Raw genomic sequence first — 25,405 nt, forward strand, 5'->3', positions numbered from 1 at the left:
ATGATCGCGTGCAGAACTTCGTGATCCGAGTCCTCATCAACGCCGTGGCCCTCTGGGCGGCCGCCGGCCTCGTCAACGGCATCAGCTTCGGCGAGGACGACGCCTGGACGAGCAAGGTCGTGACGATCGTGCTCGTGGCGCTGGTCTTCGGCCTCGTCAACGCCGTGATCCGCCCGATCGCCAAGATCCTGTCCTTCCCCGCGATCGTCCTGACGCTGGGCCTGTTCACGTTCATCGTCAACGCGTTCATGCTCCAGATCACCGAGTGGATCGCGAAGCCCCTCGGGCTCGCGTTCACGATCGACCAGTTCTTCTGGGACGCCGTGATCGGTGCCGTGATCATCACCATCGTCTCGTGGCTCCTCAGCGTGGTCCTGCCCGACGGCGACGACGACTGAGCCGTTTGGCTACGACGTCCTGTCGTAGATACTATCGACGGTAGTAGTTTCTCCGTCGATCCCGAGGAATGCCATGGAGCCCGTCGACCTCGCGCGCTGGCAGTTCGCCATCACGACCGTCTACCACTTCCTCTTCGTCCCCGTGACGATCGGGCTCTCGCTCGTCGTCGCGGCGATGCACACGGCGTGGCTGCGCACCCGGCGACCGGAGTGGCTGCGGCTGACGAAGTTCTTCGGCAAGCTCTTCACGATCAACTTCGCGCTCGGGCTCGTCACCGGCATCGTCCAGGAGTTCCAGTTCGGGATGAACTGGTCGGACTACTCGCGCTTCGTCGGTGACATCTTCGGGGCGCCGCTGGCCCTCGAGGCGCTGCTCGCATTCTTCGTCGAGTCGACCTTCCTGGGGCTGTGGATCTTCGGGTGGGGGCGCATCCCCGAGAAGCTGCACGTGGCGACGATGTGGGTGGTGCACGTGGGCACGCTGCTGTCGGCCTACTTCATCCTCGCGGCGAACTCCTTCATGCAGAACCCGGTCGGCTTCCGCTACAACCCGGAGTCCGGGCGGGCCGAGATGACCGACTTCGTCGCGATCCTGCTCAACAAGGTGCAGCTCGTCGCCTTCCCCCACATCGTCACCTCGGCCTACATGGTCGGAGGGGCCGTGGTCATGGGCGTCGCGCTCTGGCTCTGGCGGCGTGCGGCCGCACCCGGCGCGCACGACGCCGACGACGTGCCCATGTACCGCCGCGCCACCCGCCTCGGCGCCGTCCTGACCCTCGTCGCGAGCCTGGGCGTCATCGTGTCCGGTGACGTGCAGGGCAAGATCATGACCGAGGTGCAGCCGATGAAGATGGCGGCGGCCGAGGCGCTCTACGAGACCGAGGCCGGTGCGGGCTTCTCGGTCCTCACCATCGGCTCGCTCGACGGTCAGCACGAGGTCTTCGCCCTCAAGGTCCCCAAGGTGCTGGCCTTCATGGCCACCGGCAGCCCCAGCGGCACGGTCGAGGGCATCAACCCGATCAAGGCGCGCAATGCGGAGCTGGTCGCCCAGATCGAGCGCACCTATGGCAGCGACGTCGCCCGCATCACGGCCGACGCCGACTACACCCCCAACATCCCGCTGGCCTACTGGACCTTCCGCCTCATGATGGGGGTCGGGTTCGCGTCGATGGCGTTGTCCGCGCTCCTGCTCTGGGTGACCCGCGGCAGCTCGCGTCCACCGGTGTCACGGTGGGGGATGGCCGCGGCGGCCGTTGCTCCGCTGCTGCCGATCTTCGGCAACAGCTTCGGCTGGGTCTTCACCGAGACCGGGCGGCAACCCTGGCTCGTCAACGGGCTCATGACGACTGCCTTCGGCGTCTCGCCGTCGGTGTCCGCGGCCGAGATCTGGACGTCGATGACCGTCTACACCCTCCTGTATGCCGTGCTGGCCGTCGTCGAGGTCCGTCTCTTCCTGCGTTACGTCGCCCATGGCGCAGAGCCCTTCCACGAGCCGGACGAGGCGCCCGCCGAGGACGCGCCGCTCCAGTTCGCCTACTGACTGCCGCACTGCTGAGAAAGAAGAGCTCGACATGGACTACCCGCTCATCTGGTTCATCCTCATCGCGGTGCTGTGGACCGGCTACCTCGTCCTCGAGGGGTTCGACTTCGGGGTCGGGGCACTGCTGCCGGTCCTGGGCCGCCACCCGCATGTCGGCGCCGGCGTTGACGAGGCGGAGAAGCGCCGTCGCGTCATGCTCACCGCGATCGGTCCCCACTGGGACGGCAACGAGGTGTGGCTCATCACCGCCGGCGGCGCGATGTTCGCGGCCTTCCCGCACTGGTACGCCACGATGTTCTCCGCGTTCTACCTGCCCCTGCTGCTCCTGCTCGTCGCGCTCATCGTGCGCAACATGGGCCTCGAGTACCGCCACAAGCGCGACGACGACACCTGGCGCCGGCGCTGGGACGCGGCCATCATCACGGGGTCGCTGCTGGCGCCGTTCCTCGTCGGGGTGGCGCTCACCAACATCGTGCGTGGCGTACCCCTGGACAAGGACTTCGAGTTCGTCGGCTCGCTCGGGACCCTGCTCAACCTCCCGAGCCTGCTCGGTGGTGCCACCTTCGTGGCCCTCTCCGTGACCCACGGCGCCCTGTTCCTCACGGTGAAGACCGAGGGCGCGGTCCGCGAGGACGCTCGAGAGGTCGCCGCCCGGTCGGGCGGCGTGGCAGCGGTGCTCGCACTCACCCTGCTCGGCTGGCTCCTCGGCACCCAGTGGTCGGTCACGGTCGCTTCGCTGGCCCTCATCGCGGCACTGGGGCTGGTCGCCGGGCTCGTCGCCAACCACGCCGGGCAGGAGCACGCAGCCTTCGCGGGCACGGCAGTGGCGTGGGTCGGGGCGGCCTCGGCGTACTTCGTCGCGCTCTTCCCGGCGGTCATGCCCACGACCCTCGCCGACGGTGCCTCGCTCACCATCGATAACGCCGCGAGCACGACGATGACCCTGCAGATCATGTCGGTGGCCGCACTGCTCTTCCTGCCGATCGTCCTGGCCTACACGGCCTGGACCTACTGGGTGTTCCGTCGCCGCCTCTCGACCTCCCACATCCCCGCGCCGGTCCTGGTGAAGTGAGCGGACGGCATACGGATGAAGCCCTTTGACCCACGACTGCTGCAGGTCGCACCGACGGTCCGCCGTCCGGTGATCCTGCTCGGCGCCGTCGCGGCGGGGCAGGGCGCAGCAGCCATCGGTCTCGCCTTCGCCCTGGCGCGGCTCGTGACCGATGTCGTGGCACACGAGGACTGGGTGCGCTCCGCCGGCTGGGTCGTCGTCGCCTTCCTCGTCCGCGCCGGTCTGGGGATGCTCGTCGAGCGCGTCGGCGCGAGCACCGCCACCGAGGTCAGCGCGGCCCTGCGCCGCGGGCTCCTCGAGCGCTGGCTCGCCGCACCCGTCGAGGGTCGCCCGGACGCCGAGAAGGCCTCGACGCTCGCCGTGCAGGGCGCCAGTGCCGTCGAGCCGTATGCCGCCCGCTTCCTGCCCGCCCTGGTCGCCGGTGTGGTCGTTCCGGTCCTCGCCGTGTCGGCCCTGCTCGTGGTCGACCCGCTGAGCGCGGTGGTCGTCATCGCCACGCTGCCCCTGCTGCCGCTGTTCGCCGCACTCATCGGGCGCACGACCGAGGACGACACGATGCGGCGCTGGCGGGCGCTCGAGCAGCTGGCCGGACACTTCGGCGACGTGATGCGCGGCCTGCCGACCCTCGTCGCGTTCGGACGCGCCCGGCGCCAGGTCGAGGTCGTGCGCGCGGTGTCGGAGCAGGACCGGCTCGCGACGATGCGTACCCTGCGCCTGGCCTTCCTGTCGTCGGCGGCGCTGGAGCTGCTCGCCACCATCTCGGTGGCCATCGTCGCGGTGTGCGTCGGTCTGCGCCTCACTCACGGCTCCATGACCCTCCACGCCGGGCTGCTCGCGATCCTGCTTGCGCCAGAGGCGTACTGGCCGATCCGCAAGGTCGGCGCCGAGTTCCACGCAGCCGCCGACGGCGCCACCGCCATCAGCAGGCTGCTCGAGCACTCCGTCGACGGCGCGCACTCTGGGGGCACGCCGTCCGGGTCAGGGGTGCCGGCTGTCGTGGTCGAGGGCCTGGGCTATGCCTACCCCGGGTCGCAGGCGCGCGTGATCGACGACCTGTCGCTCACCGCCGGGCTCGGGCTGACCGTCGTCACCGGGGAGTCCGGGAGCGGCAAGTCGACCCTGCTCGACCTCGTCGCCGGGCTGCGCCTGCCCTGCTCGGGAACCGTGGAGGCAGGACGCGTGCACTACGTGACGCAGCGGCCGTTCCTGCCCGACGGCACGATCACCGAGGCGCTGCGGATGGGCAACGCCCCCGAGCTCACCGCGCAGGAGCTGTGGTCAGCCCTTCGCCAGGTCGGGCTCGACGAGCTGGTTGCGCGGCTGCCCGACGGGCTCGACACCTCGCTGGGCGATGACGGCTTCGGCCTGTCCGCGGGTCAGCGCCTGCGTCTCGGGCTCGCCCGGGCCGTGCTCTCCGACGCGCCCGTCCTGCTGCTCGACGAGCCCACCGCCCACCTCGATCGCGAGGGCAGCGCCCTCGTGACGGGCCTGCTGCGCAACCTCGCCGCCGAGCGCTGCATCGTCGCGGCCACCCACGCGAGCGAGCTCGTCGCGACCGCCGAGCAGCACGTCCACCTCGGTCGGACCCTCGCGGAGGTGACGGCATGACGACCATCGGACCGGCGCTCGCGCGCCGGGACGGAGCGGTGGCCGGGGTGTGGGGTGGGCTGGCGCTGACCTCGGGCGTCGCCCTCACCGCGACCTCGGGCTGGCTCATCGTGCGCGCCGCCGAGCGGCCGGTGATCCTCACCCTGCTCACCGCCATCGTCGGGGTGCGGGCTTTCGGGATGGCCCGCCCCTTCTTCCGCCACCTCGAGCGGCTCCGCTCCCACGACTCGGCCCTCGCGGACCTCGCCTCCGCCCGCACCGAGGTGTATGCCGCCCTCGTGCCGCTCACCCCCGCTCGCCTCGGCCGTCGGTCACGGTCGGCGGTGCTCACCGGTGTCGTCGATGACCTCACCGACGTCGTCGAGGCGCACGTCCGCGTCCGGGTGCCGGTGCTGTCGGCTGCCGTTGCCGCCTTCTTCGCGATCGTGCTGACCGGGGCGCTCGAGCCGCGCGCCGGCCTCGTGGTCGCTGTGGAGATGGTGCTCGTGGCGCTCACTGCTCGGGTCGGCCTGGTCCGTGAGCGTGAGGCGCAGCCGCTGCTGGGTGCGGCACGCGCGGAGGTGGGCCGGGCAGCCGAGCTGGTGGCCCGGCACACACTCGAGGTCCAGGCGATCGGCGCGGCCGCAGACGTCCTCGGCCGGCTCGACCGGGCACACGCCGACCTCGCCGACGCCCTGCGACGCCAGAGCCGCGGACGGGCTCTCGTCACGGGTGGGGTGCTCGCCCTCACCGGTGCCGCCACCATCGTCATGGCCGCCGTCGCCACAGGGTCGGACCTCTCGGCGGGGGTGACCGCCCTGCTCGTCGTCGTCCCCGCCGCCCTCGCGGACGCCGTCCTCCCGCTCGCTGACTCCGTGCGGGCCCAGGCACGTGCGGAGCAGAGCCGGTTGCGGGTCGACGCCCTGCTCGACCAGGCACCCGCGATCGCGGACGCCGGCACTGCACAGCCCCCCTCGCGCGCACCCCACCTCGTGCTCGAGGACGTCACCGCCGGGTGGAGCGCCGACCACGTCGACGTCGGGCCGGTCGACCTCGACCTCCCGCCCGGGAGGCGGGTCGGCATCGTCGGAGCCAACGGGTCCGGCAAGTCCACCCTGCTCGCCGTGCTCGCACGCGCCCTCGACCCGCTCGCGGGCACCTACCGCGTGGGCGGGCGTGACGCCACCGAGCTGGACACCGAGGCGGTGCGTGACCTCGTCGCCGTGGTCGACGACGAGCCACACCTGTTCGCGAGCGACGTGCGCGCCAACCTCCTCCTGGCCCGGCCTGATGCGCAGGACGAGGACCTGCGCGGGGGGTTGCGCGTGGCCGGGCTCGGCAGCTGGTTCGACGGCCTGCCCGACGGCCTCGACACCCGGCTCGGTGCAGGAGGCCGTGGCGTCTCCGGCGGTGAGCGCGCACGGCTCGCCCTGGCCCGCGCCGTGCTCTCGCGCCGACCGGTGGTCCTCCTCGACGAGCCGGTCGCGCACCTCGACCACGCGACCGCGACCCAGGTCATGAGTGACGTCTGGAATGCCACGTCCGGGCGTAGCGTTGTCGTCGTCAGCCACCGTCAGGAGGGGCTCGACATGGTCGACACCATCCTCGACCTGACCCCCACCCGGAAGGACTGAGCCGCATGCCGCACACGTCCTCCGCTCCCCGCCTCGGCGACCTGGAGCGCACCCTGATGGAGCAGCTGTGGGACTCTGCCGCGCACCGTCCCGACGGTGCCAGCGTCCGCGAGGTGCTCGAGGCCCTGCCCGCCGAGCGCGGACTGGCCTACACGACGGTGATGACCGTCCTCGACCGCCTCTCCAAGAAGGGCCTGGTCACGCGCGAGCGCGACGGGCGGGCCTGGCGCTACACCCCCGCTGGCACCCGCGAGTCCCTGACCGCCGAGACGATGCGCGCCACCCTCGATGACGCGAGCGACCGGCGCGCCACCCTCCTGCACTTCCTCGACGGGGCCACGCCCGAGGAGCTCGACGACCTGCGCGCTGCACTGTCCGAGGTCGAGCAGCGACGCGGCTGAGCCCGGGACGCCGCCGTGCTCGCCCTCCTGCTCGTACTGCTCGCGGCGGTCCTCGCCGGGGTGGCGCCACGTCTCATGGCCCGGCTCGTGAGCTTCCGCCGCGCCCCGCGCGCCGCGCTCGTGGCATGGCAGGCGGTGTCCCTGGCGGCAGTGCTCGCGGCCCTGAGCGCCGCACCCGCAGCCCTCTCCTACCTCACCGAGCTCCAGACCGGGCGGTGGGTCGTCCTGGGTCTTGCCGCGGCCGTGACCCTGCTCGTGCTCGGCCGGCTGCTCCTGTCCGGGCACCGCATCGGCACGAGACTGCGGGCCGCCCGCACCCGCCACCGCGAACTCGTCGACGTCCTGGCCACCCCGGAACCGGTGACGCAGGGCGAGAGGCGGGCGGACGGCATACGGGTTCTCGACCATGCGACGCCGACGGCGTACTGCCTGCCCGGCCGGCGGTCGCGCGTCGTGCTCACCCAGGGCGCCCTCGCAGCGTTGCCGAGTGACCAGCTCGACGCAGTCCTGGCCCACGAGCGGGCGCACCTGCGGGGGCGGCACGACCTGCTCATCGAGTACTTCACCGTCCTGCACCACTCCGTGCCCGGGCCGGTCCGCTCTCCGGAGGCACTGCGGGAGGTGCGCCTGCTCGTCGAGGCGCTCGCCGACCGGGCGGCGGTGCGGGCCTCGAGTCCGCTCGCCACGGCGCGCGCCCTCATGGCGCTGGCGCAGGGGCAGGCGCCACTCGCCACGCTCGGAGCGGGTGGCGACGGCACGACGGCAGCCCGGATGCGCCTGCTGGCCGCCGACCCGATGCCACCGGTGGTGGTTGCCGGCATGTACGCGTATGCCGGTGCCGTCCTCGTCCTCCCGCTCGCCCTGCTCTGGCTCGCCTGGCGCTGATCCGGTCGGGAGCCCAGCAATGGGACAATGACGCCCATGGGCTCTCTCGCTGACGTCACTCCCTCCATCGCGCTCGGCGCCCTCGACGGCCGCTACCGCGGCGCCGTGGCTCCGCTGGTCGACCACCTCTCGGAGCCCGCGCTCAACCGACAGCGGATCCACGTCGAGATCGAGTGGCTCATCCACCTCACCGACCGCCAGGTCGTGCCGGGCGTCCGTCAGCTCACCGACGACGAGAAGGCAGCGCTGCGCGCCATCGTCGACGACTTCGGGCAAGACGAGATCACCGAGATGGGCGAGACCGAGAAGGTCACGCAGCACGACGTCAAGGCGGTCGAGTACTTCCTCAAGAAGCGCCTCGCCCGCATTGCGCCCGCCGACCAGGACAAGGGCCTCGCCGAGCTCATCCACTTCTGCTGCACGAGCGAGGACATCAACAACCTCTCCTACGCCCTGATGGTGCAGGGGGCGATCGAGGACGTCTGGCTGCCCCGGGCCAACGCGCTCGTCGAGGCCCTGTCGACCATGGCGTCCGACCTGCGTGAGGTCCCGCTGCTCTCACACACCCACGGCCAGCCGGCGACGCCGTCGACGATGGGCAAGGAGCTGGCAGTGCTGGCCTGGCGCCTGCAGCGCCAGCTGCGCCGGATCGAGGACGCGGAGTTCCTCGGCAAGCTCAACGGGGCCACCGGAACCTATGGCGCACACCTGGCCGCCGTGCCCGAGGCCGACTGGGAGGACATCAGCGAAAGCTTCGTCGAGGGCCTCGGGCTCACGTGGAACCCGCTCACCACCCAGATCGAGAGCCACGACTGGCAGGCCGAGCTCTATGCCGACGTCGCGCGCTTCAACCGCGTCCTGCACAACCTGTGCACCGACGTCTGGACCTACATCTCGCTGGGCTACTTCGCGCAGGTCCGCGGCCAGGGCACGGTCGGTTCCTCGACGATGCCGCACAAGGTCAACCCGATCCGCTTCGAGAACGCCGAGGCCAACCTCGAGGTCTCCAACGCGCTGCTCGACGTGCTGGCCTCGACCCTCGTGCAGTCGCGCCTCCAGCGCGACCTCACCGACTCGAGCATGCAGCGCAACATCGGCGTCGCCCTGGGACACTCGCTCCTCGCGCTCGACAACGCCGCCCGCGGCCTCGCCGGTCTCGACGCCGTGCCGGCCGCGATGGAGCGCGACCTCGACGGCAACTGGGAGGTCCTCGGCGAGCCGATCCAGTCCGCGATGCGCGCCCTCGGAGCCCAGGGCGTGCCCGGCATGGAGGAGCCCTACGAGCGGCTCAAGGAGCTCACCCGCGGCCGGCGCATCGGCCAGCCCGAGCTCGTCGAGTTCGTGCGCGGACTGGGGCTGCCGGCCGAGGTCGAGGAGCGCTTGGCCGCGATGACGCCCCAGACCTACGTCGGCCTCGCGCCGGCCCTGGTCGACCACCTGGCCTGAGCGGAGCGACCGCGGCACGACTTCGGCCCGCAAACGCAATGTTCCGCCCGGAACAGTTCCGGGCGGAACATTCCGTTTCCCGGACCAGCCGGAAAACGGGAGGTGTGCGGGGAGCCGGGTCAGAGGGTGACCGGACCGCCGGGGGTCTCGAAGGTCACCGACATGAGGCCGGGCGTGCCCTTGGGCGAGACGAAGGTGAAGTCGATGCCCTCGGGGACGAAGTCGTGGTCCAGGCCCACCCACTCGCGCACGCGGTCGGGGTCACCGGCGATCTCCAGCGACTTCAGGCCGACCTGCGTCGGGCCGCCGGACGAGGGGTGCGGAACGCCGGCGTCCCACTCGACGAAGAAGGGCAGCTGCGGGTCGGACTGCAGGCCCTTGATGCCGAGCTGCTTCCAGCGCAGCTCGACGCCGTCGGGACGGTGGCGGTTGCCGGCCACCGACTGACGACCGAGCCGTCGCTCCTGCTCGGTGATGTCGTCGACGGCCAGGACCCAGCCGAGCCAGCCTCCGCCGCACTCGGAGCGGGCGCGCACGACCTGGCCGAAGGGGGCCTTGTCGGACGCGGGGTGGTCGAGCACCTCGACGACTTCGAGATAACGCTCACCGAGCAGAGGAAGGATGACGTTGCGCGTCCCGAAGCGCGGGTGCACACCCCCGTCGACGGCGGCGACGCCGAGCTGTGTGGCCAGACGTTCGGCCGTGGCTCGGGCACCGTCGTTCTCTGCGGCATAGACAACATGGTCGACTCGCATGCGCCCAATCGTGACACATCTTCAGGGGTGCTCTTGACACGGGTGCGCAGACTCGGCCGGGAGGGGTTTGCGCAGGTCAGGCGTTCCGCTGGCGCACGGCCTCGTAGACCACGATGGCCGCGGCCGCCGAGGCGTTGAGCGAGTTCACCTGACCGTGCATGGGAATGCGCACGCGCACGTCAGCCGAACGCAGTGCCTCGTCGGTGAGGCCGAACTTCTCGGTGCCCACGGCGATCGCGACACCGCCGGTCAGGTCGGCGTCGGTGTGCAGCGTCTCGGTGTCCGGGGTGGTCGCCACGAGGCGTATGCCGCCCTCCCGCAGCCAGTCGAGCGCCTCACCCAGCGTGGCGCTCGCCACCGGGACGGAGAACACCGTGCCCTTGGAGCCGCGCACGACGTTGGGGTTGCCCCAGTCCGTCACCGGGTCGACGGCGATGACGGCGTGGACCCCGGCCGCGTCGGCGGTGCGCAGCATGGCGCCGAGGTTGCCCGGCTTCTCCAGCCCCTCGCACACCAGGAGCAGCGGCTGCGGCGGGAGCTCGAGCTCCGCGAGCTCCCCTCGCACCGAGGGCACGAGGGCAAGGAACCCGTCCGGGCCCTCGCGGTAGGCGACCTTCTCGAACGCCGAGCGCGACACGTGGACCGTCTCGACGCCCGAGGCGCGCACGTCGTCGACGACCCGGAGCTGCGCCTGCGGGTCGAGCATGAGCTCGGGCGAGTAGAACAGCGTCCTCGGCCGCACTCCTGCGGCCAGCGCCAGCCCGAGCTCCTCGAACCCCTCGACGACCGTGACCCCGGCCTCGTCGCGAGCCCGGCGCCGGCGCAGGCCGACGAGCTGCTTCAGCCGCGGGTTGGCCGGTGAGGTGATCTCGAGATCGGGACGCGACGGCATGGGCACCATTGTCCGTGACGTGCGGTCAGAGCTTGGCGTGACGGGCGCGGGCGAACGAGTAGACGCCGAAGGCCGCGATCCCGAGGGCGACGACGGTGAGCAGGTAGGGGCCGAAGGGCCGGTCCCTCAGCTCCTTGAGCGAGGCGTCGAGTCCACCCGCCTTGGACGCGTTGTCCGACAACGCCGCACCGACGAAGAGCAGCCCGGCGATGGCGAGCGCGACGCCCTTGGCGATGAAGCCGGCCCGACCCGAGGTCACCACCCAGGTGCCCGGATTACCGCCCAGGTCGTCGACGAAGTGCTTGGTCCAGCCGTTCCACACGTGGTAGCCCGCCACGGCGATGATCGCGAGCCCGACGATGCCGACGAGCACGCGTCCACCGGGGTTGGACATGAGCGTGCCCGTCAAGGAGTCCGTCTTCTGCTCGTCGCTGCCACCCGCCCCGCGCACCACCTTGAACGCCGACCAGGCGAAGACGAGATAGAGCACGGCCATCCCGGCGGCCTTGAGGCGGTCGAGCACCTCGCCGCCCTGCCCTCCGACCACCGCCTGGCTGAGGTGCCACAGGGCGAGCATGAGGAACCCGGCGATGGCCAGCCACAACAGGAACGGACCGGTGGTACCACCGGCGACCGCCTCGAGCGCGCCGGACTTGTCCGCACTGCTGGACCCCCCGCCGAGGCCCCAGGCGATCTTGAGTGCGATCCATCCGATGAGGAGGTGGATGAGCCCGCTCATTGCGTAGCCCAGCCGGGCCCCCTTCTCGACGACGTCACTGTTGCCGATGTGCTGGGCGCCCTTGCGCGCGGAGTTGGTCACAGAAGTGATTGGAGCACAGGCACGAGCCCGTCGTCGTCGACATCGAGGGTCGTCTCGTCGGCCGCTGCCTTGACCTCGTCCGGCGCGTTGCCCATCGCGACCCCGCGCGCGGCCCAACGGAGCATCTCGAGGTCGTTGCGCTGGTCGCCGACCGCGACCGTGTTGGCCGGTTCGACGCCGAGGTGGCGACGGACCAGCTCCAGCGCCGAGCCCTTGCTCACGCCTTCGGGGTTGATGTCGAGCCAGGCGGTGAAGCCGACGGCGTAGTTGACGCCGTGCAGTCCGATGCGCTCGGTGAGCTCGGTGAAGTCCTCGCTCGTCCCACCCGGCGAGCGGAAGGTGACACGGGTGACCGGGTCGGCGAGGAGCTCCTCCCACGGGACGACGGTGATCTGCCCCTCGAGCTCGCCCTCGGGGAACGGCGCGCTCACCTTGAACCCCACGCCGAGCTCCTCGACGGCCACGACGGCGTCGGGCCACTCGCCGCGCAGCAGCTCCAGCGCGGGCCGCGGGTCGAAGGTCACGGCGTCGATGACCTCGTAGCCGTCCTTGGCGCTCGGGTCGAGACGCAGGGTGACCGCGCCGTTGGAGCACACGGCATACCCGGTCGTGATCCCGAGCTTCGCGAGGATCGGCAGGGTCGCGAGGATCGCGCGCCCGGTCGCGATGGTCACGTGGTGCCCGGCCTCGGCCACGGCCTGCACGGCGTCGAGCACCGGCGCCGACATCTCGCCGGCGTGGTTGATCGTCGTCCCGTCGACGTCGAGGGCAACGAGGTGGGGGGTGGTGGTCATGCGGCCAAACCTATCCATCCTCACTGCCGGACCCGTCACCAGACGGATTCGACTACTCCGGGGTGGCCCACGCCTGCCGCAGGCTGAGCCGGCCCTGGGTCTGGAGCAGCGAGCGCTGGTAGAGGCGCGCGGCCACCTGCACGACGAGGCCGGCGGCGAGCACGAGGATGGCCAGGGCTGCGAGCGCCTGCCACCACGGAGCGGAGCCTTCGAGCACCCGGATCGGCATGAGGATCGCCGAGAACGGCGGCACGAACGAGAGCACCGTCTTGACCGTGCCGTCGACGAACAGGGCGGCGAAGAAGACTGCCATCGTCAGCGTCGTCAGCGGCATCGAGGTGGACTGCACGTCCTCGGTCCGGGTGGCGAGGGCGCCGGCCACCGCCCACAGGCACGAGAGCAGCCCGAACCCCACGACGAAGAAGACCACGAACCAGCCGACGGCCCCCGAGATCGCCGGCACGAACCGGTCGTAGTCGGTGAACGTCAGCCCGATGAGCCCCACCCCGACGAAGAGCGCCATCTGGGCGAGGGCCAGCGCGAGGTTGCCCATGACCTTGCCGGCGAGCAGCTCGCGCACCGAGATCTTCGTCGTGATGATCTCGACGATCCGGCTGGCTTTCTCCTCGACCACGCTGTTGGCGAGCGCGATGCCGAAGGTGAGCGAGGCGACGTAGAAGAGCATGGCAAGCGCGAAACCGACGGCCTTGGCCACCCCGGCCCTCTCGGCGTCACCGTCGAGAATGCTTGTGCTGACTGCTGATCCGCGCTGGAGCAGCTCGACCGAGGTGCCCGCCGCCGCAGCGTTGGTCCGCAGGACGGCGTCACGGATCGCGGTCGTGGCCGCGATGGTCAGGCCGGAGTCGACATTGTCCTTGCCGGTGAGCACCCAGCCGCCGTCGCCCTCGTGGAGCCACACGTCCGCGTCGCCGTCCTTGACCACCTGGGAGGCGGCCGCGTCGCCCGGGGCCTCGCTGAGGGAGACCGTGGTCTTGTCGTCCTCCGCCTCGGCCACCGTCCTGACCTGCTCGCCGATCTGGTACCCCGCGCTGGAGCTGGTGACGACGGCATACTCGGTCGCCTGGTTGGCGAAGAAGGCCTGCACGCCGAGCGCACCGGCGAGGATGACGACGAGACCGAGGGTTCCGAAGAGGAACGCACGGTCGGTGATCTTGGTGATGATCTCGCGGCGGGCCACGGTCAGCCAGGCGGTGCTCTTCATGCCGTCACCTCACGGTAGATCTCGGACAGGGCAGGAACCTGGCGGGCGAAGTCGAGGACGTCGCCCCGGTCGAGCGCGGCACGCAGCAGTGCCTGCCGCGCGGCGGAGTCGGGAAATTCCAGGAGCGCCGTGCTCCCGTCGACGTCATGGACATGTATGCCGGGCTGGTCGCGTACCCATCCCGCGTCACCTCCGACCGTGATCCGGTAGCGCTCGGGCCCGGCGCCGCGCAGCTCGTCGACCGCACCGGAGGCCACGACCCGGCCCTTGGACAGGACGACGAGCCGGTCGCACAGGCGCTCGACGAGCTCGAGCTGGTGGGAGCTGAAGAGGACGGGCACGCCGCGGGCGGTGTGCTCCCGCAGGAGGTCGACCATGGAGTCGACCGCCTGTGGGTCGAGGCCCGAGAACGGCTCATCGAGGATGAGCGCGTCGGGGCTGGTCATGAGGGCCGCGATGATCTGGACCCGCTGCTGGTTGCCCAGCGAGAGCTTCTCGACCCGCTCACCGGCCCGGTCCGCGAGCCCGAAGCGCTCGAGATGGTCGAGCACCGCCGCCTTGGCGGCCGCGGCGGTCATGCCGGACAGCTCGCCGAGGTAGACGAGCTGGTCGAGGGCCTTCTGCTTGGGATAGAGCCCGCGCTCCTCGGGCATGTAGCCGATGCGCCGGCGCCTGGCCGCGGTCATGGGCTCACCGTTCCAGCGGACCTCGCCCGCGTGGGTCGCGAGCAGGCCCATGACGAGGCGCATCGTCGTGGTCTTGCCGGCACCGTTGCCCCCGACGAAGCCGGTCATCTGCCCGCCAGGGACGGTGAAGCTCACGTCGTCGACGGCCCTGAGATCGCCGAACGAGCGGCTCAGCCCGTCGAGCTCGAGAAGGGATCCGTGCCCGCTGTCGTCCATGGCCGCAACGCTAGGCGGAGGCGGCATCCGCCGGATCAGCCGCGCGGATGAGCCGGGCTTTCCGCTGGCCGGATGAGGCCGACCTCGTAGGCGAAGACGACGGCCTGCACGCGGTCGCGCAGGTGCAGCTTCGCGAGGCAGTTGGACACGTGGGTCTTGACCGTGGCCTCGCCGAGGAACAGCTCCTTGGCGATCTCGGCGTTGGACCGGCCGCGGGCCATGAGGGTGAGGACCTCGAGCTCGCGCTCGGTGAGGCGTGAGAGCTGGTCGGGCGATCCGAGGGAGTTCGGCCCGTTCGCGGACCGCCCTGCGGCACTGCGGCGTTGACCGATCATCGCTGCGATGACCCTGGTCGTGACCTCCGGTGCCAGGAGGGCATGCCCACCGGCGACGGACCGGATGGCGTCGACGAGCTGCTCGGGTTCGCAGTTCTTGAGCAGGAAGCCGCTCGCGCCGGCCCTGAGGGCGTCGAAGAGGTAGTCGTCGCGGTCGAAGGTCGTGAGGATGACGACCCGTCCGAGGTCGGCCTCGACGATGGCCCGGGTGGCCTCGATACCGTCCATCACCGGCATCTGGACGTCCATGAGGACGACGTCGGGTCTGAGCTCACGGGCCGCTGCCACCCCCAGCTCACCGTTGGCGACGTCACCGACGACCTCGATGTCGTCCTCGACGGACAGCATCATCGTGAAGCCGGAACGCACGAGGTGTTGGTCGTCGACGATGAGGACGCGGATCGGACTCTGGAACTCAGCCACCGGCGACACCACTCTCCCCCAACGGAATTCGCACCCGCACACGATAGCCGCCCGTCGTCCGCGGACCGATCTCGACGGTCCCCTTGTGCGAGGCGGCACGCTCGCGCATGCCCAGCTGCCCCAGACCGGTGCCCGAGGTGCCGTGGCGTGGGCGTCCGTTGTCGAGCACCTCGACCTCGGCGTAGGCACCGGCGGGCGCCTCGTCAACGACGCGCAGCACGACGTCCGAGGTCGTCGCCGTCGAGTGCCGGGTGATGTTGGCCAGCGCCTCCTGGGTGATGCGATAGAGGGTCAGCCCGATGGACGGTGCGACGCCCGCGTGCGCGCCCTCGCGCGTCTCGACCAGCTCGTATGCCGTGTGCGCACCGTGCGCGTTGCGCTCGGCGACGAGGTCGGGCAGGTCCGCAAGCGTGGGCTCGGGGCTGCGCGAGACTGGCACACCCTCGGCGGTGGCCTCGATGTCGCGCAGGGTGCCGAGCAGGTCGCGCATCTGGGTGACGGCGTCGCGAGAGCTCTCCTCGATCTGCCCGAGCGCCCTGCTCGCCTCCTCGGGGCGCCTGTCGAGGACCCGGCGGGCGGCTCCGGCCTGGATGCCGATGACCGCCACGTGGTGACCGACGACGTCATGGAGCTCACGGGCGATGCGCAGGCGCTCGTCGACGACCGCCCTGCGCCTGAGCTCATCGGCCTGGGCGGCGATGGTCGAGGCCTGCTCCTCGAGCCGGGCGCGCTGGCGGGCTCCGCGCCACGCGATCTGGCCGACGAGGATGGCCCCGACGAAGTAGAACGCGTTGATGGCCATCGTCGTGACCACGGCCCCGACGGTGGGGCTGAACCATCCGTCGGCGCCGTCCGCGCGGGCATCCCCGGTGATCTCGGCGATCCCCCCGCCCAGGGCGAGCTGCCACCCCACCCACAGGAGCATGAAGACGGTGATGCCCGCGACGACGAGCAGGGCCGAGCGTCGATGCCGTGCGTAGGCGACGGCCGCATAGATCGCGACGAAGTAGACGGTCTGCAGGGCCAGCTGCCCCATGACCATCGGCATCGTCACACCGACGAGGAACATGTGCGCGGCCGCGAGACAGCCGACGAGGATCGGGTGCTGGCGCCGCCACACCATGAGCATCGCGCCGGAGACGATCGCCACCCACTGCATCCACAGCGGCTGGCCACCGGCGTGGATCTCGGTGACGCTGCGGGCCATCTCGAGGAAGAGCACGCCCACCACCGACAGGACGATGCCGACGAGCCAGTCGCGGCGGCCGATCGGTGGGGCCGGGCGCTCCCAGTCGTCGTCGACGGCGAAGAAGTCGCCGACGGTGGTCGACAGCGATCGGCGGGCGGACGGCATACGGCTCAGCCTAGGGACGGGGGCGCAGCCGACGGATCCGTCCCGAGACGGACCCGGTCAGGCAGGGGTGAGGACGTCGAGCCCGATGAGCGGGCGCAGGGCGGCGGGCACGACGACGGAGCCGTCGGCCTGCTGGTGGTTCTCGAGGATCGCGACGAGCCAGCGCGTCGTCGCGAGCGTGCCGTTGAGGGTCGCGGCGGTGCCGGTGCCCCCGCCGTCGACGCGGTAACGGGTCTTGAGGCGACGGGCCTGGAAGGTCGTGCAGTTGCTCGTCGAGGTCAGCTCCCGGTGCCGGCCCTGGGTCGGGACCCACGCCTCGCAGTCGTACTTGCGAGCGGCCGGTCCACCGAGGTCGCCGGCGGCGGTGTCGATGACCCGGTAGGGCAGCTCCATGAGCTCGAGCATCTGCTTCTCGAAGGCCAGGAGCTCCTGGTGCTGCGCCTCGGCGTCCTCGGGCTTGCAGTAGACGAACATCTCGATCTTGTTGAACTGGTGCACGCGGATGATGCCGCGGGTGTCCTTGCCGTAGCTTCCCGCCTCGCGGCGGTAGCAGGTCGACTGCCCGGCGTAGCGGATCGGGCCCTGGGAGAGGTCGAGAATCTCGTCGGCGTGGTAGCCGGCGAGGGCGACCTCGCTCGTGCCGGTGAGGTAGAGGTCGTCGGCCTCGAGGCGGTAGACCTCGTCGGCGTGGTGGTCGAGGAAGCCCGCGCCGGCCATGACGTCGGCCTTGACCAGGGTGGGGGTGATCATCGGGACGAAGCCGGCCTCGATGGCCTTGTTCATCGCAAGGTTGAGCATTGCCATCTCGAGGCGGGCGCCGACTCCCTTGAGGAAGTAGAAACGTGAGCCCGACACTTTGGCGCCGCGCTCCATGTCGAGGGCGTCGAGACCCTCCGCGAGGGCGAGGTGGTCCTTGGGCTCGAAGCCCTCCGCCTCGAAGTCCCTCGGCGTGCCGACCTCCTCAAGGACGACGTAGTCGTCCTCTCCGCCGACGGGCACGCCGTCCTCGATGACGTTGCCGATGCTGCGCTGGAGGGTCGCGAGCTCCTCGGCTGCCTCATCCGCCGCAGCCTGGTTGGCCTTGACCTGGGCGGCGATCTCCTTGGTGCGTGCGAGGAGCGCCTGCTTCTCGTCGCCCTGCGCCTGGGCCACCTGCTTGCCCATGGACTTCTGCTCGGCGCGCAGCTGCTCGAACGCGGTGAGGCTGGAGCGGCGCTTCTCCTCCGCGGCCAGCACGGCGTCGACGACGGACTCGTCCTCACCCCTGGCACGCTGGGAGGCGCGCACTCGGTCGGGGTTGTCGCGGAGCAGCTTGAGATCGATCACGCGGGCCAGCCTAGTCGTGCCCCTCGAGGCCTCAGGCGACCTGCAGCTCGTCGCGGGTGAGCCAGTCCTCTGGCGGGTCGGGTATCCAGCCGTCCCACGGGTCGTTCGGTAGCGGCAGGTCCTGGAGGTGGACGTCGGGAACGGGTTCGAGCCAGCCCTCACCCAGGATCGGTGGTGCGGTGGAGTCGTGGATACGCCCGGACGGGGTCTGTAGGCGTATGCCGTGTGCCCCGGTCCCGTCGAGGCCGGTGGACTGCACCCGTACGTGCCAGCCGGTGAGCTCCTTGACGAGGTTGTGGCGTTGGCACAGCCCGGCGCCGTTGGCGGCGTCGGTGGGGCCGCCGTCGGCGTGGGCCTGGGTGTGGTCGGCCTGGACCGCTGGTGCGTCGCACCAGGGGACTCGGCAGGTTGGGTCCCGCAGCTCGAGGAAGCGCCGCAACCCACCCTCGAACCGGCGACGCACCGAGTCCAGGGCCACGAGGTTGCGCCCGGACGGGTCGGTGAACAGGCGCCGCAACCACACGAACGCCGCCGTGTCAGCGGCGCCAGAGGAAGCGTCAAGCAAGTCAGCGATGTGGGCGCGGGCGTCTGCCCCCGGGATGACACCCCAGCCGGGGATGACCGCGACGTCATCGGCCGGGGCCTTGCCACCGAACGCGGCCGGCAGCAGCACCCGGTCGGTCATCACCAGGTTCACTTCCACCGGTTGCGGTTGGTCCTTCGCGCGGCCGCTGAGCAGCTCCATCGCCCGATCCGCGAGCCACGCACCCTTGCTCCGGGTGTCAGCACGAGCCGCCGCGGCGGCCGCCTCCCACTCCTGGCTGGGGAGGTCCGGATCGAGGACGTGGCGGCGCTTCTCCTCCGCTGTGAGGGCGACGTGGGCTCCGATGACGTCCTTGACCGGGCCCAGGATCGACAACCACGCCATCCCATCCGCNGAGGACGTGGCGGCGCTTCTCCTCCGCTGTGAGGGCGACGTGGGCTCCGATGACGTCCTTGACCGGGCCCAGGATCGACAACCACGCCATCCCATCCGCAGCCGGCCGCACACTCATCCGCCGACTTGCCACCGCCCGCCGGTTGCGCTCCGCCAGGCTCTCCGCATCCAGTGCAGCACCCGCACGCCGTGCCGCGCCCGCCAACGCCTTGTCACCCATCATCGCCAGCTTCGACGCCAACCGCTGGTCGACCTCACCGCGGTGCTCGCGGCTCAGGCACGCGGTCTCGCGCACCAGGATCATCGCCCGACGCTCACTGATCTCCCCACGCGTGAGCGCGCCCATCGTCTGCGGCATCTCCGACACCAGCGTCTTCGCCACCCCCACGTGCTGGTCGGCCACCGTCGGGGGCGCGCACGCTGCGCGAGTCCTCCCCCAAAGCCTTACGGTCCACCACCGCAGCCGCCGTCAACCGGGCCTGCGCAGCCGCAGCAGCACCCTTGAGTGCTTCCAACGCCGAGACCGCCTCCAAGCGCTGCCGCTCGTCCACGCCCTCGGGTTCCACCGACGCCAACCACGACACCAAGGAGGCCACCTGCGCTGCAGGTACCCCGTCCCGGATCGCGATCTCGTCCATACCCATCAACCTATCGGCGACCACTGACAACGAGCCGCTGCAGCAAGCCGAACCAGTTGGGGCACAGGGCATGTAGCGGCGAAAGGGCGCTACGGGCGTGTGTGGAGCACGAGCCCGCCGAGGCCGCCTGCGCTGCAGGTACCCCATCCCGGATCGGCATCTCGTCCATACCCATCAACCTATCGGCGACCACTGACAACGAACCGCGCTGGCGCACCAAACCGGTTGTGAGACAGCCGAACCACCGCGGCGCAGGCGGTGGACCAGCAGCGGAGGCGACGGGCGGGTACAGCACCTGCTCTGCAGATTTCCCAGCCGGAGCCACCACCGCGTCCACAGCCTCAGGCCTCTGGCCGCCCCGGGCACGGCACATTCACGCGCCCCCGGGCGCGGGCCGGCGGTCCGGTGGCTTGGGCGGTGCGGTGCGCTACATTCCTTCTCCACGCCACTCGCGAGCGACTTGCCGGTCTCACCCTCGGAGGTACGTCGGGGGCCGCGTGCAATTCGATGCATTCCCCGCCCGGAACAGGTTGGTTACCGCCGTTAGGCTCGGAACGAACCCACTCCCGCACCCCGGACAGAGGAGTCCAGCCATGAGGCGTTCCGGCCACGTCCTTCGACTCGTCACAACCCTGGCGCTCGGATCGCTGCTCTCCGGGATCGTCCCGCAGGCTGCCGTGGCCACCCCCTCCACACTCTCCGGAAGGGGCGCGCCCGAGGTGGTCCAGCTCGGCGACTCCTACTCCGCCGGCAACGGCACGGGCTCCTACATCGAGAAGAGCTGCTGGCGCTCGACCGTGAACTATGGGCAACAGGTCGCGACAGCCCTCGGGGCGAGCTATGCCAACGCCGCCTGCAGCGGCGGAGTCGTGGCCGACATCCTCAACGCGCGCGCCCTGGGCGACCCCTCACCCCGCGCCAAGACCTACGTCATCGACCCGGCCGCGTACCCCGACCCCTGGGCTGAGTGGGAGCGGCGCGCCACGGCCGACCACCTCTGCGGAGTGCCGAACCAGCCCGACATGTACTACGCACTCACCGTGACCGGCAAGGTTGCGGTGGGCACGGCATACACCGCGACAGCGCAGTGCCAGCTCATGACCGAGCCGCAGGTCGACTCGGTCAGTCCGTCCACGGACTACGTCTTCCTCACCATCGGCGGGAACGACCTCGGCTTCTCCAGCATCGTCGTGCAGTGCATGGTGCTCAGGGATCCGGCCGGGTGCAGGTCCGTCCTCGACGCGGCCACGGCCAAGCTCCCGGAGATGCGCGCCCGGGCAGCGGAGGCGCTCGTGGCGATCCACGACCGGTCGCGAGGTCACGCACAGGTCTACCTGCTGACCTATCCGTTCCTGCTCAACACCGACAGCTACGGGATCCCCGAGGCCGCGCCGACGTTCGACGCAGCCCGTGGCCTGCGAGACCTGCAGGTGGCCGGCGATGCCACGCAGGCCGCCATCGTCGCCGACGCCAACGCCAGGACGCCGGGCAGCGACTTCCACCTCGTCGACACCGTCAAGGCGGCATGGGGCGGCCACGCGCACGGCCTCGACCCCCACACCGTCCCGGACAACAGCCAGGCGTGGCTCGTGCCCGTCGCAGCGCCGGGGCGCGAGCAGCCCGAGTGGGTCCACCCCACCCCGTCGGGCTGGAACGCGACAGCGGGAGCCCTCCGGGCAGCCGTGGCGAACTGACACACGCGCCCCGCCCGTCAACGTGCGAGCGAGGCTCGTCGCCCGGACGAGTCCAGGGTGATGATTAGTTGACGGAACAACCTTTGGCATGAGATGGTTACTTGTATCAACAACCACCCGTTCAACCACAGGAGCTCCTCATGACCAGCATCTCCATCATCGGCACCGGCAACATGGGCCAGGCCATCGCAGCGGTCGCCGCCCGCGGCGGTCACGACGTCCAGACGATCGGCCACACCGACGGTGACGTCGCCGTGACCGGCGACATCGTCGCCCTCGCGGTTCCCCACACCGCGGTCGAGGAGATCCTCGCCCAGCGCGCAGAGTCCTTCGCCGGCAAGATCATCGTCGACCTCACCAACCCGGTCGACTTCTCGACCATGGACTCGCTCGTCGTCGCCCCCGACAGCTCCAAGGCTGCCGAGATCGCCGAGGCGCTCCCCAACTCCTCCGTCCTCAAGGCCTTCAACACCAACTTCGCCAGCACCTTGGCGCAGGGCACCGTCGGCCCGCTGCCGACGACCGTCCTCATCGCCGGTGACGACGAGCAGGCCAAGGCCACCCTCGCCGAGGTGCTCACCTCCGGTGGACTCAAGGTCATCGACGCCGGTGCCCTCAAGCGGGCCCGTGAGCTCGAGGCGCTCGGCTTCCTCCAGATCAGCCTCGCCGCGCGCGAGAAGCTCGCCTGGACCGACGGCTTCGGCGTCATCGCCTGACCCTGTCGCCTCCACGCACCTCCCGCACCGACACCCAGACACCACAGACAACAACACAGACACCACAGACCTCCAGAAGGATCCCCATGACCATCGCGGCCGTTCGCCTCAACCACGCTGTCCTCTTCGTCGCTGACCTCGAGCGCAGCATCACGTTCTACGAGAAGGCTTTCGGGGTCGAGATCGTCGCCCGTGAGCCGCGCGCCAACGCCGCGTTCCTGCGGATGCCGCGCTCGGGCAACCACCACGACCTCGGCCTGTTCGGCGTCGGCGCCCAGCCGCCGCGCCCCCGCGGGGCGATCGGGCTCTACCACCTCGCGTGGCAGGTCGACACGATCGAGGACCTCGCGCAGGCCCGCGCAACCCTCATGGAGCTCGGTGCCTACGGCGGCGAGTCCAGCCACGGCGCCACCAAGAGCATCTATGCGCAGGACCCGGACGGCAACGAGTTCGAGGTCATGTGGATGCTGCCCAAGGAGAGCTGGGGCGAGTACGAGAACTCCGCCCCCATCGAGCGCCTCGACCTGTCGGCCGAGCTGAGCACGTGGGGTGGCACCCGCACCGCGTCCGAGCTCGTCCCCCTCGACGCCTGATGGACACCACCTTCGACGCCCCCGTCGTCGCGTTCCATGGTCCCGACGTCGTGGAGCAGCCGCTGGTCGTGCTGCTCCACGGCCGCGGGTCGGACGAGCGCGAGATCCTCTCACTCGCACCGCACCTCCCCCAGGGCGCGACGTACGCGGCCGTCCGTGCCCCGATCGCCGAGGGCGGTGGCTACGCGTGGTTCGCCAACCGCGGCATCGGCCGCCCGGTCGCCGAGTCGCTCGCCGCCACCATGGCGTGGTTCCGCACCTGGCTCGACGACGTCGCCCCTGCGGGTCGCCCCGTCGTCCTCATCGGCTTCAGCGGCGGGGCCGCCTTCGCCGGCGGTCTCGTCCTCTCGGACCCTGCTCGGTATGCCGGTGCCGCGATTCTCTACGGCACGCTCCCCTTTGATGCCGGTGTCCCGACCACGCCCTCGCGCTTGGCGCTCGTCCCGATGTTCGTCGCCCAAGGTGACAGTGACAGGGTCATCCCGGCCGAGCTGCTCCAGGGCACCTGGACCTACCTCCACCACGTCTCGGGCGCACCGACTCAAGGACACCGTGACCCGGGCGGGCACGGCATCACGCAGGCCGCGCTCCAGCAGCTCGTCGGCTGGCTGCACGCGCGCCTCACCTACGTCCTCACCCACGAGGCAGTGACGCCGCCCGACACCAGCACCAGCACCGGAACCGGCGTCGACTGGCCCACCCTTCCCGGCGGCCACCTCGAGGACCGCACCGGCGAACGCCCGCAGGTGTCATGGCGCATCCCGCAGCAGCAGGAGTCCGACAACTCGCCCGCCGACATCCAGGAGCAGCTCTTCGCGCGCATCTCGACCCTGCCCAACGTCTCCAGCGGGGACTCGCAGATCTCGGTCCCCGGTGCCCGCGGCCTGGTCCTCGGGAAGTCGGCCGGCCCGGACGAGGCGTTCCTCGTCCCGCAGGTGCGCGAGTTCGCCCACCTCCACCCCGCCTACGACGGCTCCCTGCACCTTGCCCTGCCAGCAGCCCACGCGGCCGACGTCGTCGCGCACGGCTGGGGCACGCCCCACCCGTGGGCCGGCAGCCGCCTCAGCCTCGGCTTCACGATGGTCTTCGGGCCTCGCGATGCCGCTGAGCTCGAGGTCGTCGCGGGGGTCGTGGCTGCGAGCCACGCCTACGCGTCAGGAGCGGGCGTCAGCGCGGCGCTGTGACTGCTCGCCGCGCTCCTGCCAAGCCATGGCAAAGGGCGCGGTGAAGCCATGGAGGTAGACCGACACGACCACGGTGAAGGCGATGATCGACCACAGCCACCGCAGCTCCGGCAGGTCGGCGTGCGTGCCGGCATACGCCAGGTAGAACAGTGAGCCGACTCCTCGCACGCCGTAGAACGCCGCGACGACGCGCTCCCGCTTGTCGAAACCGTGGACGCCTCGCTGGCGACGGTGCCCGAGGAAGGACACCATCCCCGCGAGGGGACGGATGACGAGCAGGAGCGCGAGCGACAGCGCGACCCCCTGCCAGTCGAGGTTGGCGAGGAGACCGTTGGTCAGTGCCATCCCGAGCAGGAGGAGGACGACGAGGGTCAGCAACCGCTCGAGCCGCTCGATCACCTCGTGCATGTCGTGGTGGTAGGACTGCGTGCGCTCGAAGCTGCGCACCGTCATGGCGCAGGTGAACACCGACAGGAAGCCGTAGCCGCCCACCACCTCGGCCACGCCGTAGGCCGCGAGCAGGGCGGCGATCGCGACGAGGGGTTCACCGGTCGTCGCGAACCGCACCTGCTCCGAACGGACGCTGAACGCCAGCTTGGCGACGGCCCAGCCCACGGCGATGCCGACCGCGACCCCGAGGACGACCTTGCCGACGACGTCCCACGCGGCCCACTGCACGCCCCACTGCGAGAACCCACCCACGGTCGCGAGCAGGATCGCGGCGTGGACGAAGGGGAAGGCCAAGCCGTCGTTGAGGCCCGCCTCGCTCGTGAGGGCGAACCGGACCTCGTCGGTCTCGTCGATCGAGACCTCCTCCTCGCCCTCGTCGGCCAGGTCGTCCTCGTCGAGGGCGTCGTTGGGGCCGCCGACCTGCACGTCGGAGGCGAGCACCGGATCCGTGGGCGCGAGCGCCGCTCCCAGCAGCAACGCCGCTGGCGCCGCCACCCCGAAGGCTCCCCACGCGAGCAGCCCGACCCCGGCGATGCACAGCGGCATCGCGACGCCGAGCAGCCGCCACGTCGGCGACCAGCTGCGCCACGAACCCCGGTCGCGCAGGCTCAACGGACGGTCGAGCGCGAGCCCGACACCCATGAGCGAGACGAGGACGGTGAACTCGGTGATGTGCAGGACGGCCTCACCGTGCCCGACGGGGTCCAGGTCGAGGTCACGGAAGCCCGGCATCAGCCCGAGGAGCAGGCCGAGCGTGACGAGGATGATGGGGGCGTTGATGCGGCACCGGTCGAGCACCGGTGGGAGGACGACGGCGAGGAAGAGCGCCAGCCCGAGGGCGACATAGATCCAGGCAGCCGTCACGCGCGGACGTCCCACAGGTGGTGCGCGAGGTCGTGCAGGCCGTAGCGGCCCAGGGTGAGCACGGTGAACTCGGCACCGTTGGACCGCAGGCCGCGACGCTCCCAGTCGGAGCCGGACACACCGGCATACGCCGCACTGAGACGGGCCGCAGCGACCGGGATCTCGGAGGCGACGACGGACGGTGACTGCGCGGCATACCGGCTCTCGACGGCCGTGGCGTCCTGGTCCCAGTTCGCGAAGCGCGCACCGTCCTCGTCGAGCATGAGCTGCAGACGGTCGGCAAAGAGGTCGCACACGTCACGGACGTGGCAGGCGTACTCGAGCGGGGACCAGGTCGCCGGGTCGGGTCGCGTCGCCGTCTCCGGTCGGGCGAGCACGTCCGTCCACGGCGTGGTGTATGCCGTGACAAGACTCGCGATGTCGGCTCCCTCGACCGCTCGGGCGTCGAACCCGCAGTCGGGACAGGTCCGCTCGAGGGTCCAGGTCCAGTCCTTGTCATCGGGGACGATCTCGCTCATGGCCACACACTAGGCCGATGCGCGA

24 protein-coding genes and 1 pseudogene are annotated in these 25,405 nt (G+C 70.8%); 12 read left to right on the forward strand and 13 right to left on the reverse strand.

Annotated elements, in window-relative coordinates; translation table 11 throughout:
• Positions 1-8 precede the first annotated feature (8 nt).
• The 8 genes from ASG74_RS09570 (at position 9) to purB (ending at position 8,963) form a co-directional block, all read left to right on the forward strand.
• On the forward strand, positions 9-398 hold the full coding sequence (locus ASG74_RS09570; RefSeq protein ID WP_056141994.1) for a phage holin family protein: 390 nt from the start codon (positions 9-11) through the stop codon (positions 396-398).
• Between the two features lie 73 nt (positions 399-471).
• The gene (locus tag ASG74_RS09575) at positions 472-1,938 is read left to right on the forward strand and encodes a cytochrome ubiquinol oxidase subunit I (protein WP_056141997.1); all 1,467 of its coding nucleotides are present in this window, start codon (positions 472-474) and stop codon (positions 1,936-1,938) included.
• A gap of 31 nt (positions 1,939-1,969) precedes the next feature.
• A complete protein-coding gene (gene cydB / locus ASG74_RS09580) occupies positions 1,970-3,010 on the forward strand; it encodes a cytochrome d ubiquinol oxidase subunit II (protein WP_056142000.1) in 1,041 nt (346 codons plus the stop codon).
• A gap of 15 nt (positions 3,011-3,025) precedes the next feature.
• A complete protein-coding gene (gene cydD / locus ASG74_RS09585) occupies positions 3,026-4,618 on the forward strand; it encodes a thiol reductant ABC exporter subunit CydD (RefSeq protein ID WP_056142003.1) in 1,593 nt (530 codons plus the stop codon).
• Positions 4,615-6,231 carry a thiol reductant ABC exporter subunit CydC gene (gene cydC, locus ASG74_RS09590; RefSeq protein WP_056142006.1) on the forward strand — a complete coding sequence of 539 codons (1,617 nt, stop codon included), beginning with the start codon at positions 4,615-4,617 and terminating at the stop codon, positions 6,229-6,231. Before cydD ends, cydC begins: the two co-directional genes overlap by 4 nt.
• A 5-nt stretch (positions 6,232-6,236) precedes the next feature.
• Positions 6,237-6,632 (forward strand): BlaI/MecI/CopY family transcriptional regulator, encoded by a 396-nt coding sequence (locus ASG74_RS09595; RefSeq protein WP_056142010.1) that lies wholly within the window; start codon positions 6,237-6,239, stop codon positions 6,630-6,632.
• Between the two features lie 15 nt (positions 6,633-6,647).
• Positions 6,648-7,517 carry a M56 family metallopeptidase gene (locus ASG74_RS09600; RefSeq protein ID WP_056142012.1) on the forward strand — a complete coding sequence of 290 codons (870 nt, stop codon included), beginning with the start codon at positions 6,648-6,650 and terminating at the stop codon, positions 7,515-7,517.
• A gap of 36 nt (positions 7,518-7,553) precedes the next feature.
• Positions 7,554-8,963, forward strand: coding sequence for an adenylosuccinate lyase (gene purB / locus ASG74_RS09605; RefSeq protein WP_056142015.1), 1,410 nt, complete (start codon positions 7,554-7,556; stop codon positions 8,961-8,963).
• Positions 8,964-9,082: 119 nt separating this feature from the next.
• Here the strand turns inward: purB and ASG74_RS09610 are convergent, their stop codons facing one another.
• The 11 genes and pseudogenes from ASG74_RS09610 to ASG74_RS17685 form a co-directional block, all read right to left on the reverse strand.
• Positions 9,083-9,718: a VOC family protein gene (locus tag ASG74_RS09610; RefSeq protein ID WP_056142017.1), complete on the reverse strand. Its 636-nt coding sequence runs from the start codon at positions 9,716-9,718 to the stop codon at positions 9,083-9,085.
• A gap of 76 nt (positions 9,719-9,794) precedes the next feature.
• Positions 9,795-10,610, reverse strand: coding sequence for an RNA methyltransferase (locus ASG74_RS09615; protein WP_056143461.1), 816 nt, complete (start codon positions 10,608-10,610; stop codon positions 9,795-9,797).
• 25 nt (positions 10,611-10,635) lie between these two features.
• Entirely contained in the window at positions 10,636-11,430 is a 795-nt protein-coding gene (locus tag ASG74_RS09620) for a DUF1206 domain-containing protein (protein WP_056142021.1), read from the reverse strand.
• Positions 11,427-12,224 carry an HAD family hydrolase gene (locus ASG74_RS09625; RefSeq protein WP_056142026.1) on the reverse strand — a complete coding sequence of 266 codons (798 nt, stop codon included), beginning with the start codon at positions 12,222-12,224 and terminating at the stop codon, positions 11,427-11,429. The genes ASG74_RS09620 and ASG74_RS09625 overlap by 4 nt, the downstream gene beginning before the upstream one ends.
• Before the next feature lie 52 nt (positions 12,225-12,276).
• Positions 12,277-13,446: an ABC transporter permease gene (locus ASG74_RS09630; RefSeq protein WP_056142029.1), complete on the reverse strand. Its 1,170-nt coding sequence runs from the start codon at positions 13,444-13,446 to the stop codon at positions 12,277-12,279.
• Complete coding sequence (locus tag ASG74_RS09635; protein WP_056142031.1) at positions 13,443-14,348, reverse strand: ABC transporter ATP-binding protein; 906 nt, start codon at positions 14,346-14,348, stop codon at positions 13,443-13,445. Before ASG74_RS09635 ends, ASG74_RS09630 begins: the two co-directional genes overlap by 4 nt.
• Before the next feature lie 35 nt (positions 14,349-14,383).
• Positions 14,384-15,106, reverse strand: coding sequence for a response regulator (locus ASG74_RS09640; protein ID WP_056143463.1), 723 nt, complete (start codon positions 15,104-15,106; stop codon positions 14,384-14,386).
• Positions 15,099-16,460 carry a sensor histidine kinase gene (locus tag ASG74_RS09645; protein ID WP_056142034.1) on the reverse strand — a complete coding sequence of 454 codons (1,362 nt, stop codon included), beginning with the start codon at positions 16,458-16,460 and terminating at the stop codon, positions 15,099-15,101. Before ASG74_RS09645 ends, ASG74_RS09640 begins: the two co-directional genes overlap by 8 nt.
• 57 nt (positions 16,461-16,517) lie before the next feature.
• Complete coding sequence (serS, locus tag ASG74_RS09650) at positions 16,518-17,786, reverse strand: serine--tRNA ligase (protein ID WP_056142038.1); 1,269 nt, start codon at positions 17,784-17,786, stop codon at positions 16,518-16,520.
• Positions 17,787-17,817: 31 nt separating this feature from the next.
• Positions 17,818-18,723 (reverse strand): HNH endonuclease signature motif containing protein (locus tag ASG74_RS17680; protein WP_235498877.1); only part of this gene is annotated, 906 nt, incomplete at its 5' end.
• 1 nt (position 18,724) lies between these two features.
• A pseudogene (locus ASG74_RS17685) lies at positions 18,725-19,081 on the reverse strand (HNH endonuclease); the annotation flags it as partial.
• Positions 19,082-19,954: 873 nt separating this feature from the next.
• On the opposite strand from ASG74_RS17685, the gene ASG74_RS09665 reads away from it, so the two are divergent.
• From ASG74_RS09665 to ASG74_RS09680, 4 genes are all read left to right on the forward strand, one after another.
• Entirely contained in the window at positions 19,955-21,055 is a 1,101-nt protein-coding gene (locus tag ASG74_RS09665; protein WP_235498878.1) for an SGNH/GDSL hydrolase family protein, read from the forward strand.
• Positions 21,056-21,195: 140 nt separating this feature from the next.
• The gene (locus ASG74_RS09670) at positions 21,196-21,771 is read left to right on the forward strand and encodes an NADPH-dependent F420 reductase (protein ID WP_056142047.1); all 576 of its coding nucleotides are present in this window, start codon (positions 21,196-21,198) and stop codon (positions 21,769-21,771) included.
• An 86-nt stretch (positions 21,772-21,857) separates the two neighbouring features.
• Positions 21,858-22,364 (forward strand): VOC family protein, encoded by a 507-nt coding sequence (locus ASG74_RS09675; protein ID WP_056142050.1) that lies wholly within the window; start codon positions 21,858-21,860, stop codon positions 22,362-22,364.
• Positions 22,364-23,548, forward strand: a complete 1,185-nt coding sequence (locus tag ASG74_RS09680; protein ID WP_056142053.1) for an alpha/beta hydrolase — start codon at positions 22,364-22,366, stop codon at positions 23,546-23,548. The genes ASG74_RS09675 and ASG74_RS09680 overlap by 1 nt, the downstream gene beginning before the upstream one ends.
• On the opposite strand, the gene ASG74_RS09685 is transcribed toward ASG74_RS09680, so the two are convergent.
• Together ASG74_RS09685 and ASG74_RS09690 are read right to left on the reverse strand one after the other, a co-directional pair.
• Positions 23,519-24,862 carry a cation:proton antiporter gene (locus tag ASG74_RS09685; RefSeq protein ID WP_056143469.1) on the reverse strand — a complete coding sequence of 448 codons (1,344 nt, stop codon included), beginning with the start codon at positions 24,860-24,862 and terminating at the stop codon, positions 23,519-23,521. The two genes, ASG74_RS09680 and ASG74_RS09685, sit on opposite strands and share 30 nt — an antisense overlap.
• Positions 24,859-25,380: a DinB family protein gene (locus tag ASG74_RS09690; RefSeq protein ID WP_056142056.1), complete on the reverse strand. Its 522-nt coding sequence runs from the start codon at positions 25,378-25,380 to the stop codon at positions 24,859-24,861. Before ASG74_RS09690 ends, ASG74_RS09685 begins: the two co-directional genes overlap by 4 nt.
• Between the last annotated feature and the right edge of the window lie 25 nt (positions 25,381-25,405).

It is taken from the genome of Knoellia sp. Soil729 (assembly GCF_001427985.1).
In the GTDB taxonomy this organism is placed as follows: domain Bacteria; phylum Actinomycetota; class Actinomycetes; order Actinomycetales; family Dermatophilaceae; genus Knoellia.